The following is a 13,309-nucleotide window of genomic DNA, read 5'->3' as shown; positions in this document are numbered from 1 at the left end:
CCTTGGTTCATCCGGCCGGCTCGCGCCCGGCCGTGCGTGGGGTTTCGGCCTGGTGGCGCCGGTAACCGGTGCCCGGAGCGATGATGACGCCTCGGTCTCTGGAAACGGGCACCAGGGTGACTCTCCTCGAATGGTTTTTCGGGATGGGACACGTTATCCCAGATGTGGGAATCGTCCGCAACCCTTCCGGTGTGCCAGTCGTGTTAACGATGATCTTCCAGCTCGCGTACCGTCCGGCCGCCGGCCCCCGCCCCCTGCCCGCACGCGTCTCGCGGGCCCGGCACGCTCCCTGACATGCTGGAGGCATGAGTGAGGGTAAAGCGATCGAATGCTGGCTGTCGGACATGGACGGTGTGCTGGTTCACGAGGGGCATCCGGTGCCGGGTGCCGACGAGTTCATCACCAAACTGCGCGAGACGGGACGACGCTTTCTCGTACTCACCAACAACTCCATCTACACCCCCCGTGATCTGTCCGTACGGCTTCGCGCCGCCGGCCTTGACGTCCCGCCGGAGTCCATCTGGACATCGGCCCTCGCGACCGCGGCGTTCCTGGCGAGCCAGCGTCCCGAGGGCTCCGCGTACGTCATCGGGGAGGCGGGGCTGACCACCGCGCTGCACCAGTCGGGGTACGTGCTGACCGACCTCGACCCCGACTACGTGGTGCTCGGAGAGACCCGGACCTACAGTTTCACGTCGATAACGCGGGCGATCCGGCTGATCGAGAACGGCGCCAGGTTCATCGCCACGAACCCCGACCCGGTCGGGCCGTCGAACGAGGGCTCCCTCCCGGCCTGCGGCGCCGTCGCCGCCCTGATCACCAGGGCCACCGGTGTCGAGCCGTACTTCGTGGGCAAGCCGAACCCCATGATGATGCGCAGCGCGCTGAACCGGATCGACGCGCACAGCGAGAACACCGCCATGATCGGCGACCGGATGGACACCGACGTGGTCTGCGGCATGGAGGCGGGCCTGCACACGATCCTGGTGCTGACCGGAGTGACGCAGAAGGACCAGATCGACCGGTTCCCCTTCCGCCCGTCACAGGTGGTCAACTCGGTCGCCGACCTGATCGACGCCGTCTGAGTTCCCGTTCGATTCCTGTCACGGCCTGGCAGGATCGGCTGCGAAGCTGACCCCATGAACCGCGTTTACCTGGAGCTGGGACCGAAGAAGGTCTTCGCCTGCTCGCTCGGCTGGCCCGGCTGGTGCCGGATCGGCCGGTCGGAGGAGTCGGCGCTGGACGCCCTGACCGACTACGCGCCGCGCTATCGCGTGATCGCCGAGCGGGCGGGGCTGGCGTTCTCGCCCGGGGACCCGGTCGTGGTCGAGCGGGTACCGGGGACCTCGACCACGGACTTCGGCGCCCCGGACGCGGTTCCCGAGGCCGACGCCGCCCCCGTGGACGCGGCGGAGGCCGGGCGCGGGGTCGCGCTGATGCGGGCCGCCTGGGAGATCTTCGACGAGGTGACCGCGGTCTCACCCGAGGAACTGCGCAAGGGCCCGAGGGGCGGCGGCCGGGACCGCGATCCGATGGTCGCCCACGTCGTCGAGGCGGAACGCGCCTACGCCCGCAAGGTCGGTGTACGGCACAAGCCGTTCCACGGCGACCGGGAGGCCAGGGACGCCATGCGCGCCGAGCTGGCGGACACCCTCGCCCGTCCGGGTGACGCCGTGACGGGCGCGGCCGTGCCGGGCGGCTGGCCGGTCCGTTACGCGGTTCGCCGCATCACCTGGCACGTCATCGACCACATCTGGGAGATGGAGGACCGCCGGTACTGACCCCGGTCAGCCGATCAGTTCGGGCAGCCGGGAGATGTGCTCGCCGAGATAGGTCCCCAGCTCCTCGGGGATCAGGTTGATCGCGCTGATCTCCTCGGGCCGCAGCGGCAGCCGCACCACCTCGTAGTGGCCGCGGGCGGGGTCGGAGAACTCGGGCCCGCAGCGCAGCGCCACGTCCATCGTGACGAGGCGGCAGCCGTACACGTGCTGGGTCTTGACGCCGTTCTCCTGGACGCAGCTCAGCGTGGTGAGCGGGGTGATCGCGTCGACGGTCGCGCCGAGCTCCTCCAGCATCTCCCGCCGGAGCGTGTCCTCAAGCGTGGCGTCCTCGGGCTCGACGTGGCCGCCGGGAACGGACCAGTAGAGGTCGCGGCCCGGCACGGTGCGCCGGAAGAGGATCAGCCGGTCCTCGTCGCCCTCGTTATCGAGGAGTACGGCCCGCACGCTCGGGGGGAGTTCCATCTCCTCAGCCTACGTGGTCACTCCTCGCCCCGACGGAGGCGCTTGACATCGGAGCGGTGTCGTTTGGCCGTCAGGCGGCGCTCGACCGACGCCCGGGAGGGCTTGGTGGCGCGGCGTCGCCTGGGGGGCGGCGCGATCGCCTCGCGGATCAGGTGCGCCAGCCGTATCTCGGCGGCCTCCCGGTTGCGCAGCTGGGAGCGGTGCTCGGACGCCGCGACCGTGAGAACGCCGTCGTGGAGCCGGGAGGCGAGCCGTTCGAGCGCCCGGGTCCGCAGGGCGGGGCCGAGCGCGGTCGTGGTCTCCACGTTGAAGCTCAGCTCGACCCGGCTGTCGGTGGTGTTGACCCCCTGGCCGCCGGGGCCGGATGAGCGTGAGAACCGCCAGCCGAGCTCCGCCTCCGGGATCACGACCGAGCCGCGGACGTGCAACGGGCCTGGCATGGTCTCCTCTTTCTCATTCTCTGTCGCGTTATGCCGTCTTTTGTCGGCGTATCTCGGCGTTCGTGTCGCGTACATCCGGTGCCGGAGATGGTGTCGAGATGGCCTCGGCATGGTGACGGGATGGCGTCGAGAGTGGTTCAGCGTAGCGATCCCGCCCATGGCACGATCAACTGGTTTATCCCAGTGAACCAGGCGGAGTGCGCCTCGGCGATCCCCGGGCGCCCGCGGATCACGTTCGGCGGATCACGTTCGGCGGGGTACGGAGTGTGGAGGCGGGGGCACGAGCATGACGACGATCGTCGGAGTTCACGGGATCGGCAAATACCACTACTACCAGGAGGCCGGAGGGTCACCGGGCAGGGCCGCCGAGACCATGCGGCTCAAGTGGAACGGCTACCTCGACAAGGGGCTGCGCGCCGGAGCGCCGTACGGCGGCGCCGAGTACTTCTCCGAGATCGCGTACTACGCCCACCATCTGCGCCGGACCGCTCCTGCACCGGTCAGGCAGATGGCGCCGGACGCGAAGCTGGTGTTCTCCGACTGGGCGAAGCAGCTCGACGGGCGGCTGCCGAGCCAGGCGGGCGAGACGCTCACCGGGATCGCCCACAGGCTCGCCGAATGGCTGCTCGGCAGGCTGGGCGACCAGGCGGTGCGGTTCGCCGAGGACTTCTGCCCCGAGGTGGCGGCCTACCTCGGCGGCGGCGACCCGAGAACGAAGGCCAGGGACACCGTCGCGGACGTCATCCGGCGCAGGCAGCCGCGGGTCGTCGTCGCCCACTCGCTCGGCAGCGTCGTCGCCTACGAGGCGTTCTGGGCCCACCCCGACCTGTCCACCGAGCTGCTCGTCACGCTGGGCAGCCCGCTCGCGATGCGGAACGTCGTCTTCGAACGCCTGCTTCCGCTGCCCGTCCACGGCAGGGGAGCCCGGCCGCCCGGCGTGGGCCGCTGGATCAACATCGCCGACAAGGACGACATCGCCGCGATCCCGCCGGGGCTGCGCGACCACTTCGAGGGGATCGAACGCGACGTGGCGTGCAACATCGACTGGCTGGACTTCCACACCGTACGGAACTATCTGGGCTGCGGCTCGGCCAACGACTACCTGCGGCCGTACGTCTGACGCGGGCCGCACCGCACTGTTCATCAGGGGTTCCCGCGCAGGTCACAGGGCCAGCCGCGACGTGTAAACCCGCTGGGTTGCACTCCGGGTGTGCAGACGAACACGTCACGAAGAGCGTTCCTGTCAGTGGTGACCGCCGGCGCGGGCGGCCTGATGCTCACGGGGTCGGCCCGGCCCACGCGTGGCCGTACATTGCGGGCGGATCCGTTCGCGCTCGGCATCGCCTCGGGAGACCCGACGGCGGACGGCGTCGTGCTGTGGACCCGGCTCGCCCTGGACCCTCTCGCGCCCGACGGGCTCGCCGGGATGCCCGGACGCGCCGTCGAGGTCGAGTGGCAGCTCGCCGCCGACGAGCGGTTCTCCACCCTCGTCACGTCGGGCACGGCCGTGGCCCGGCCGGAATCCGCGCACAGCGTGCACGTCGAGGCCGCCGGACTCGAACCCGGCCGGGAGTACTTCTACCGCTTCCGCGCGGACGGCCACCTGTCGCCCGTCGGCCGTACGCGCACGGCGCCCGCGTCAGGTTCCGCGGCCGGGAACCTGACCTTCGCGGTGGCGGCGTGCGCGCACTGGGAGCACGGCTACTTCACGACCTACCGGCGGCTCGCCGAGCAGGAGCCGGACCTGGTCGTGCACCTCGGCGACTACATGTACGAGTACCGGCCCGACGGGTACACGGCGGTGAGCGGCACGGTGCGTTCCTTCGCGGGCGCCACCTGCCTGACGCTCGCCGACTACCGGTTGCGGCACGCGCAGTACAAGAGCGACCCCGACCTGCGGGCCGCGCACCGCGTCGCCCCGTGGCTGGTGGCCTTCGACGACCACGAGATCGAGAACAACTGGGCGGGACCGGTCTCCAGCACCGGCGCGCCGGAGTTCTCCGACCGGGTCGCCCATGCCTTCCAGGCGTACTACGAGAACATGCCGCTGCGCCGGGCGAGCGTGCCGCGAGGTGCCCGGATGCGGATCAACCGCCGCGTCTCCTGGGGCGCGCTGGCCGACTTCCACCTGCTCGACACCCGCCAGTTCCGCGACGACCAGGCGTGCGACGACGGCGACCGGGCCGGATGCGACGAACGGCTGAGCGACCGCCGCACGATCCTCGGCGCGGACCAGCGCCGCTGGCTCCTGGACGGCCTCGGCCGGTCGGACGCCCGCTGGAACCTCATCGGCCAGCAGGTCCTGATGGCGCAGCGCGACTTCAAGGAAGGACCGGGCAAGGAGCTCAACATGGACAGCTGGGACGGGTACGCGGCCGACCGGACCCGGCTGCTCACCGGAATCAGGGACGCGGGCGCGGCCAACCCCGTCGTCCTCACCGGGGACGCGCACATGCACCACGCGGCCTCGCTGCGTCCCGACTTCGACGACACGTCGTCCGACCCGGTCGCGGTCGAGCTCGTCACCTCGTCGGTCTCCAGCGACGGCGACGGCTACCGCGACGAGGCCCGTGTCGCCGAGCTGCTGCGGGAGAACCCGCACATCTCCTACATCGACCAGCGGCGCGGCTACATCGTGTGCCGGGTGACGCCCGAGGAACTGCGGGCCGAGTTCCGCACGCTGGAGTACGTCTCGCGGCGCGGCGCTCCCGCGCGGACGTCGGCCCGGTTCACCGTCCCCTCCGGCCACGGCGAGCTCACCTGACCCCGTTCCATTCGCGCGGAGCCTGCCGGGGCCGCTGGTGCGGCGCTCCGGCCTGAGCCCGCGCCCGTCAGCCGGGACCTCGGGCCAGGACCTCAGGCGAGGGCGCCAGGCGAGGGCGTCGGGCCGGGACCTCAGGCGAGGGCGTAGCCGAAGAGGTCACCGTCCCCGCCCGCACCGGCCCCGTCGGTGTGGCCGTCGGTGTGGCCGGCGTTCTCGTACCTGGCTCCGGCGCCGCCGGTGAGCACCCGCGCGGTCCCGGGCAGCAGGCCGGTGAAGGGGCCCTTCTTCCGTTCCGTGCCGATCAGCGTCACCGTGCCCGTCGCCGCGGACGCGACCAGCAGCCCGCCGTCGCCGACCCCGACCGAGGAGCCGAAGCCGCTGCCCTTCAGGCCGGTCACCAGCACGTCGTTCTCGCGGGTCAGCCCACCGGACCGCGTACCCGCGAGCACCTGGACGGCGTCCTCGCCGGGAACGCCCACGATCAGCTCGTCGTCCCCGTCACCGTTCAGATCGCCCGCCGCGAGCGACGTGCCGAACCTGTCGTAGTAGTGCGGCGTCCCCTTGAGGGTGTTCCGCGACCAGAGCTCGCTGCCGACGGCGGTCAGACCGCGGCGGGAGCCGTACAGGACGTTGACCGCCCCGTCGCCGTAGTCCATGCCGCGCACCACCGTGGACAGGTCCTCGCCGGGCACGCCGATCGCCAGGTCGTCCCGCCCGTCGCCGTTGAAGTCGCCGGAGGCGAGCGCGGCGCCGAAGGCGTCCCACTTCTCGCCGTCGCCCTTCACACCCGGGCTTTCCTGCGTGTAGACCCCCGCGTACCGCGTGCGCGGGTCGATGACCGTGACCACCCCCGATCCGGACCGTGTGCCGCCGTCCCCGGGAGCGCCCACCGCGAGCTCGTCGTCCCCGTCGCCGTCGAAGTCCCCGGTCGCCAGCGCCACTCCGAACTGGTCCGTCTCCCCGGGTTCCTGGCCCACCCAGCTCGTCGCCTGCGTGATGAGCCGGCCCTTCCCGTACGGCTCGGCGCCCCCTGAGCCGAAGATCCCGACGCCGCCGCCCCCGTCGAGGCCGGGGACGCCCACGACCAGCTCGTCGTCGCCGTCCCCGTCGAGGTCACCGGCGGCCAGGGCCGCCCCGAACCGGTCGGAACCGTACTTCCGGCCGAGAAGGGTGACATCGACCGTCCCGACCTCCTTCAGGCCGTGTGGCGTGCCGTACAGGATGTGCACGACGCCGTTCCCGTCCGCTCCGGGGACACGATCGCCGGAGAACTCCTCGGACGCGCCGATCGCCAGGTCGGCGCACCCGTCGCCGTCGAAGTCCCCCTTGACCAGAGCCGATCCGAACGCGTCGTCGCGTTCCGGTGTGCCGGAGATCCCGGCCGCGCCCTGGTGCAGCGTCGCGACCTTCTTCGAGCCGTGGAACAGGGTGACCGTCCCGGCGCGCGGCCGCCCGTCCACGGTGGCGTACGGCGCGGCGACCGCGAGGAACGCGGGGCAGGACGCGGCGGTCGCGGGCAGCGCGAGTGACGGGCCGACGACCCAGGGAGCGGTCAGGGCGGTGACCAGCGGAATCAGGACGGTGCGGCGAGTGACGCTCATGGCCGGATCGTCCCCAGTGAATCGGACATCCGGCCCACCACGATATGAACCCCCTGGGTCGGCTACCTGAACTCGGCCGCGTGCTCGCGACATCCCGAGGCGGTCGGCGGTCGGCGGGCGGCGGGCGGTGGGCGGCACAGACGGGGGCGCGTTCAGTTCAGTGGACGGCCGAACCCCTCACCCTCCTGCTCGGGGGCGAACTGCGTGCCGGGCTTCCCCACCCCGCCCGCTCCGCTCCGCTCCGGACCTCCTGCGGGAGAGAGCACGGTCACGCGTTCCTCGGCGCGAGTGGAGACGATGAGCTCGGCCCCGCCGTTCCCGTCGAGGTCGGCCAGGGCCACCTCCTGGCCGAACCCCTGGAGGAAGTCGCCCTGGACACCGGCGGACCGGAGGTCGAACATCTGGGCGCCCCGCGTCGACAATCCGTCCTTGCCGCCGTACAGGACGAAGGCCGCCCCGGCGCCGCCGCTCGCGCCGACCGCGACGTCGGCGTACCCGTCGCCGTTGACGTCGCCGACCGCGACCGCCCCTCCGAAGCCGCTCGTGTCCGCGGGCGGCAGCGGCATGCCGGGAGACGTCAGCGTCCACAGCGCGCGTGTGCCCCGCAGGCCTTCGGCGGAGCCACGGCTGACGTAGATCTGGCCTCCCTCGTCCTCGGCGTCGGCGTAGGCGTTGCCCGCGACCACGTCGCCGTAGCCGTCGCCGTCGAGGTCGCCGATCGCCACGTCGCCCACGCCCCAGCCCGGGAACGTTCCGGGCAGGCGGCCCGCCAGTCCCGACCGCGACCCCTGGTACACCACACCGGTGCCCTCGTCGGCCGGGTCGTCCTCGGAGTAGACCACGGCGAGGTCGGCGAACCCGTCCCCGTCGACGTCACCGGCCGCGAGCGTGGCGACGCGGGCGGTGGGGCCCATGACGGTCTTCCAGGTCGCCGTTCCCTCGCGGACCGCCTTCCCTCCGGAGGTCACCCATACCGTGTCGAAGGTGGCCACCGCCAAGTCGTCGTGGCCGTCGTGGTCGAAGTCGCCGACGGCCAGCGCGGCGCCGAATCCGATGGTGCCCTCGGGCTGCGCCGGCGTGACGGTTCGGTCGGTGAGTCCCCGCCCGCCGCCGAAGGCGATCGCCACGGATCCCGTCCGCCCGCCCTTGCCCGGTGCGCCGATCACCAGATCGGCGTATCCGTCGCCGTCGATGTCGCCGGAGGCGAGGGTCGCGCCGAATCCCTCGCCCTTCACGGCCGCGCCGCCCCTGCCGATGACGTGCCGGTCCGCGCCGGTCACGCCGGTCGTGGAGCCGTACACCACGTTCACGTGACCGGCGCCCTTCGCGCCGTTCACCGTTCCCTCCGGTGCGCCGATGACCAGGTCGGCGTACCCGTCGCCGTTGTAGTCATGAGCCTTCGCCGCCTTCCGCGCGCTCGCCGCCGGTGTCGCCGTGGGAGCGCCGGTCACCGGCCCCGGGCTCGAGGGCAAGGCGGCCACCGGCGTGGGAGGCGCGGAGGCGCCCGCGCCGGAGTTCGCCGCGCAGGCCGCCGTCGTGGCGGCGAGGACACCGGCGAGGAGGCGGGGCGCGAATCCGCCCATGACAAACCTGCCCATGACAAATCCGCTCAGAATGGTCGCGCGCACCAGATCACGATAGGAGCCTGTGCGGCTCCGCGTCGCCGTACCGGAACATCCGCTTCTTCGGGACGGCGCACGTGCGCTCTCCCGCCGCCCCGGTCGCCTGATCAGTCGGTGCGCTCGAGCGGCGGCGCCGCGATCCCGCAGTGCGTACGGCCGGCGGGCGCGGGAGCCACCACCAGCACGTTCGTCCTGATCGTGGAGAACGCGAGCGCGGCGGAGACGGCCAGCATGGCGGCGCTGACCAGCATCGCCGTGTGGAAGCCGGCGGTGAACTCCGCCGGAGAGTTGTACGCGCTCCCGGTCAGGCCGACGAGCGGGGGGACCGCCGCGACCGCGAGCAGGCTGCCGGTGCGGGCCACGGCGTTGTTGATGCCGCTGGCGAGGCCCGCGTACCGCTCCCTGGCCGACGCCAGGACCGTCGCGGTCAGCGGGGCGACCGCCGCCGACAGGCCGAGGCCGTACAGCGTCGCCGCCGGGAACACGTCCACGAGATAGGTGGAGCCGGGACCGATGCGGCTCATCAGCAGGATCCCCGCGGCGCACGCCAGGATGCCCACGGTCATCGGGATCCGGGGGCCCACTCGCCTGGCCAGGTCCCCGGCGCGGGCCGACAGCAGCAGCATGAGGATCGTGACGGGCAACATCGCCGATCCCGCGGCGATCGGTGAGAAGCCGGAGGAGACCTGGAGTTGGACCACGAGTAGGAAGAAGACCACACCCATCGCCGCGTACATGATCATCGTGACGATGTTGATGGAGGTGAAGACCCGGGAGGAGAAGATCTGCACCGGTACCAGGGCCTCCGGTGAGCGCCGGACCTCCAGGACCGCGAAGCAGGCGGCCAGCACCAACCCGGCGACCAGCGCGATCCTCCCGGCGCCCGGTTCGATCAGGCCGTACGTGACGCCCGCGAGGGCCAGGGCGGCGAGCGCCGATCCCAGGACGTCGAAACGCCCCGAGGCCGCGGTGTCCCGGCTCTCCGGCACGTGCCGTACGGTGACCAGGACGGTGACGGCCGCGATCGGGACATTGATCAGGAAGACCCAGTGCCAGCCGACCGCCTCCACCAGCCAGCCGCCGACCAGCGGCCCGACGGCGGCGGCGACCCCACCGAGGCCGGACCACAGGCCGATCGCGCGGGGACGGTCGTCATGCGGGAAGCTCGCCTGGATGATCGCCAATGATCCGGGGGTGAGCAGCGCGCCGCCGATGCCCTGGAGCGCACGGGCGATGACGAGCACCGGGACGTTGGGAGCCACCCCGCACAGGGCCGAGGCCAGCGCGAACCAGACGACGCCGACGAGGAAGATCCTTCGCCTGCCGTACCGGTCGCCGAGCGAGCCGCCGAGCAGGATCAGGGCCGCCAGGGTGAGCGTGTAGGCGTTGATCGTCCACTGGAGATCGGACATGCCCGCCCCGAGATCCCGGCCGAGCGTGGGAAGGGCGACGTTGACCACGGTGCTGTCGAGCATCGCCATCCCTGATCCGAGCACGGTCGCGAGGATGGTCCATCGCCCCGTGGCGGACCGGAGCCGGATCTGGTCAGGTTCCACACGGCCCATCATGGTCCGTGGCCGCGGCCCGCGTGAGGGGGAGGTCTCCGATTCGGGAAGTGTCGGCGGGCTCTGGTAGGACAGTCCCGCAGCTTTCCCCGGCGAGGAGTTCGGCATGGCGGAGTACGACGAGAACGAGGGCTACACCCGGGACTACCGGGATCGGTACGCGGGCCTTCCGGTCACACAGGTTGATCCGGATGACGAGACCGGCGACCTTCCTGCCCCGGATTCGGTGGCCTGGCGGCTGTCGGCCGAGGTCTACGATTCCAACCGCGACTTCGCCGACATGTTCGCCCGGTTCATGGAGCGGGTGGACACGACGAGGGTCTCCGCCGTCGTGATCGGCTCCTGGCAGGAGGCGTACGACACCTCCTCCGAGGAGGTGGTTCGTCTCCTGGTCGACAACGCCGCACGCTTTCCGGCGTTGCGTTCCCTCTTCGTCGGCGCGATGCCGATGGAGGAGTGTGAGATCTCCTGGATCCACCAGTCCGACGTGACGCCGTTGCTGGAGGCGTTCCCGCTGCTTGAGCGGCTGGACGTGCGGGGTGGCACGGGGCTCGGGCTGCGCCCGGTCCGGCAGGGATCGCTGAGGACGCTCCGGCTGGAGACCGGTGGCCTGCCGGGTGCCGTCGTCCGCGCGGTGGGCAACTGCGATCTTCCTGCTCTGGAGCATCTGGAGCTGTGGCTCGGTGTCGAGCAGTACGGCGGCGACGCCACCCTTGCCGACATGGAGGAGATCCTGTCCGGCGTGCGGTTGCCCGCGCTGCGCTACCTGGGGCTGCAGGACAGCGAGATCGAGGACGAGATCGCCGCCGCCGTGGCGACCGCTCCGGTCGTCGCCCGGCTGGAGACGCTCAGCCTGTCCATGGGCATGCTCACCGACGCCGGTGCAGAGGCGTTGCTCACCGGCCAGCCGCTCACGCACCTGCGGCGGCTGGACCTGCACCACCACTACCTGAGCGACGAGATGATCAAGCGCGTCCAGGAGGCGCTGCCCGGCGTCGAGGTCGATCTCTCCGACCAGGAGCAGGGCGAGGACGAAGGCGACGGCGAGGTCTGGCGCTACGTCGCGGTGGACGAGTGAGCGGTCCGGACGAATGAGCGGTGGACCGGCGCGGTTCGCCGTCGTCGGCACACCCGGCGACCGCAGGGTGACGATGTTCGGCGACGCGGTGGTCCGCCACGGCCTGCCCGCGCCGATCGTGATCCCCTGGTGCGATGTCCTCGCGGCGGGTGAGGCGCTCATCCCGCCCGGCGCTCTGGTACGGATCGACTCGCCCGGGGAGGACGCGCGGGCCGACGCCCTGCTGCGCGGCCCCGGCGATCCGAGCCGGGTCGCGGGCGGCGCCCGGTGGTACCGCACCTTCACGGCGGGCCTGGCGCGGGTCCGCGACCTCACCGAGGCCACGCCGTCGGCACACCTGCTCGGCGACCCCGGCGAGATCGCGGTGATGTTCGACAAGCGGCTGACCCACCGGCGGCTCCAGGCCGCGGGCGTCCCCGTCCCGGACGCCCTGCCCGGCCCGATCTCCTCGTACGGCGAGCTGCGGGAGGCGATGGCGCGGCGGCGCTGGGCGCGGGTCTTCGTCAAGCCCGCCCACGGCTCGTCGGCCTCCGGCGTGATCGCCTTCCAGGCGCACGGAGCCCGGGTCAAGGCGGTGACCTCGGCGGATCTCGGCCCAGGCCCGTCGCTGCACAACTCGCTGCGGATCCGGACGTACGAGACCGAGGATGACGTCGCGGCGATCGTCGACGCGCTGGCTCCCGACAGGCTGCACGTCGAGCGCTGGTTCCCCAAGGCGTCCATCGCGGGCCGGGCGTTCGACCTGCGCGTGGTGTGCGTGGCCGGGACGCCGACGCACGCCGTGGTGCGCGCCAGTCGCAGCCCCATGACGAACCTGCACCTCGGCGGTGTCCGCGGCGATCTCGACGCCGTCGCGGGCAGGCTCGGGGACGCGGGATGGGACCACGCCATGGACGTGTGCGCGCGGGCCGCCGCCTGCTTCCCGCGCAGCCTGGCCGTCGGCGTCGACCTCCTGGTCGCGACCGGCTTCCGCTCCGTGGCCGTCGCCGAGGTCAACGCCTTCGGTGACCTGCTGCCGGGCCTGCCCGGTCTCCCCGGCACCCCGGGCGCGGGCCTCGACACGTACGCCACGCAGGTCGCGGCCGCGCTCGGAGGACGGTTCGCGGCGTCATCGGTGCCGGAGCCGCGGGAGGAGCCGGGCGAGTGGGGCGGGGAGGAGACGGCGTGCGTGACATGAACACGGTCGTGGGCAGTCACGACATCCTGCTGGTGACACTCGACACGCTGCGGTACGACGTCGCGGCGGAGCTGGCCGAGGCGGGACGGCTGCCCAATCTCGCCCGCGTCCTTCCCGGAGGGCGCTGGGAACGCCGCCACAGCCCCGGAAGCTTCACCTACGCCGCGCACGCCGCGATGCTCGCCGGATTCCTGCCGACACCGGCCGAACCGGGGCCGCATCCCCGGCCGTTCGCCGCCGTGTTCCCGGGCAGCGAGACGACCGCGTCCGGCACCTGGGTCTTCGACGCGCCCGATCTGCCGTCGGGCCTGGCCGCCGCGGGCTACCACACCGTGTGCGTCGGGGGAGTGGGCTTCTTCAACAAGCTGACCCCGCTCGGCTCGACCCTGCCGGGGTTGTTCGCGGAGAGCCACTGGGCGCCCGAGTTCGGCGTGACCTCGGAGCGCTCCTTCGAGCGGCAGATCGACTGCGCGGAGAGGGCGCTGCGCGATGCCGGGAGGCCGGTGTTCCTGCTGCTCAACGTGTCGGCGCTGCACCAGCCGAACTGGTTCCACCTGGCCGGGGCGACCCGCGAGCACGGTGACACCCGGGAGAGCCACGCCGCCGCCCTGGAGTACGTGGACCGGCACGTCGGGCGGCTGTTCGCCCTGATGACGGCGCGCCGACCGTGTTTCGCGATCGTCTGCTCCGACCACGGCACCGCCTACGGCGAGGACGGCCACACCGGCCATCGGATCGGGCACGAGGTGGTGTGGACCGTCCCCTACGCGGAGTTCGTTCTTGACCGGGCCACGCCGCCCGCGCCGACCGGAGAGTGAT

12 protein-coding genes are annotated in these 13,309 nt (G+C 72.0%); 7 read left to right on the top strand and 5 right to left on the bottom strand.

Going from position 1 to position 13,309, the window contains the following annotated elements:
• The first annotated feature begins 305 nt into the window (after nucleotides 1–305).
• Nucleotides 306–1,085 (top strand): HAD-IIA family hydrolase, encoded by a 780-nt coding sequence (locus IMZ11_RS18460; RefSeq protein WP_228643065.1) that lies wholly within the window; start codon nucleotides 306–308, stop codon nucleotides 1,083–1,085.
• Between the two features lie 54 nt (nucleotides 1,086–1,139).
• The gene (locus tag IMZ11_RS18455; RefSeq protein ID WP_228643063.1) at nucleotides 1,140–1,781 is read left to right on the top strand and encodes a DinB family protein; all 642 of its coding nucleotides are present in this window, start codon (nucleotides 1,140–1,142) and stop codon (nucleotides 1,779–1,781) included.
• A 6-nt stretch (nucleotides 1,782–1,787) separates the two neighbouring features.
• On the opposite strand, the gene IMZ11_RS18450 is transcribed toward IMZ11_RS18455, so the two are convergent.
• Complete coding sequence (locus IMZ11_RS18450) at nucleotides 1,788–2,243, bottom strand: NUDIX domain-containing protein (RefSeq protein ID WP_228643061.1); 456 nt, start codon at nucleotides 2,241–2,243, stop codon at nucleotides 1,788–1,790.
• 17 nt (nucleotides 2,244–2,260) lie between these two features.
• Nucleotides 2,261–2,683 (bottom strand): alternative ribosome rescue aminoacyl-tRNA hydrolase ArfB, encoded by a 423-nt coding sequence (arfB, locus tag IMZ11_RS18445; protein WP_061260195.1) that lies wholly within the window; start codon nucleotides 2,681–2,683, stop codon nucleotides 2,261–2,263.
• A 286-nt stretch (nucleotides 2,684–2,969) separates the two neighbouring features.
• On the opposite strand from arfB, the gene IMZ11_RS18440 reads away from it, so the two are divergent.
• Complete coding sequence (locus IMZ11_RS18440) at nucleotides 2,970–3,803, top strand: hypothetical protein (protein WP_228643059.1); 834 nt, start codon at nucleotides 2,970–2,972, stop codon at nucleotides 3,801–3,803.
• A gap of 90 nt (nucleotides 3,804–3,893) precedes the next feature.
• Nucleotides 3,894–5,447, top strand: a complete 1,554-nt coding sequence (locus IMZ11_RS18435; RefSeq protein ID WP_228643056.1) for an alkaline phosphatase — start codon at nucleotides 3,894–3,896, stop codon at nucleotides 5,445–5,447.
• Nucleotides 5,448–5,578: 131 nt separating this feature from the next.
• Here the strand turns inward: IMZ11_RS18435 and IMZ11_RS18430 are convergent, their stop codons facing one another.
• The 3 genes from IMZ11_RS18430 to IMZ11_RS18420 form a co-directional block, all read right to left on the bottom strand.
• Nucleotides 5,579–7,048, bottom strand: a complete 1,470-nt coding sequence (locus tag IMZ11_RS18430) for an FG-GAP repeat protein (RefSeq protein ID WP_228643054.1) — start codon at nucleotides 7,046–7,048, stop codon at nucleotides 5,579–5,581.
• A 152-nt stretch (nucleotides 7,049–7,200) separates the two neighbouring features.
• Complete coding sequence (locus tag IMZ11_RS18425) at nucleotides 7,201–8,646, bottom strand: FG-GAP and VCBS repeat-containing protein (RefSeq protein WP_228643052.1); 1,446 nt, start codon at nucleotides 8,644–8,646, stop codon at nucleotides 7,201–7,203.
• A 131-nt stretch (nucleotides 8,647–8,777) separates the two neighbouring features.
• Nucleotides 8,778–10,235: an MFS transporter gene (locus IMZ11_RS18420; protein WP_228643148.1), complete on the bottom strand. Its 1,458-nt coding sequence runs from the start codon at nucleotides 10,233–10,235 to the stop codon at nucleotides 8,778–8,780.
• A 106-nt stretch (nucleotides 10,236–10,341) separates the two neighbouring features.
• On the opposite strand from IMZ11_RS18420, the gene IMZ11_RS18415 reads away from it, so the two are divergent.
• The 3 genes from IMZ11_RS18415 to IMZ11_RS18405 are packed head-to-tail and all read left to right on the top strand — an operon-like array spanning nucleotide 10,342 to nucleotide 13,308.
• Complete coding sequence (locus IMZ11_RS18415) at nucleotides 10,342–11,313, top strand: STM4015 family protein (RefSeq protein ID WP_228643050.1); 972 nt, start codon at nucleotides 10,342–10,344, stop codon at nucleotides 11,311–11,313.
• A 13-nt stretch (nucleotides 11,314–11,326) separates the two neighbouring features.
• Entirely contained in the window at nucleotides 11,327–12,490 is a 1,164-nt protein-coding gene (locus IMZ11_RS18410; protein WP_228643048.1) for an STM4014 family protein, read from the top strand.
• A complete protein-coding gene (locus IMZ11_RS18405; RefSeq protein ID WP_061260201.1) occupies nucleotides 12,487–13,308 on the top strand; it encodes an STM4013/SEN3800 family hydrolase in 822 nt (273 codons plus the stop codon). The genes IMZ11_RS18410 and IMZ11_RS18405 overlap by 4 nt, the downstream gene beginning before the upstream one ends.
• Nucleotide 13,309: the final 1 nt, after the last annotated feature.

The sequence above is a fragment of the Microtetraspora sp. AC03309 genome (assembly GCF_020826795.1).
In the GTDB taxonomy this organism is placed as follows: Bacteria; Actinomycetota; Actinomycetes; order Streptosporangiales; family Streptosporangiaceae; genus Microtetraspora; species Microtetraspora glauca.
The sequence above is the reverse complement of the archived record's forward strand: the minus strand, read 5'-3'. Positions and strand labels throughout refer to the sequence as shown.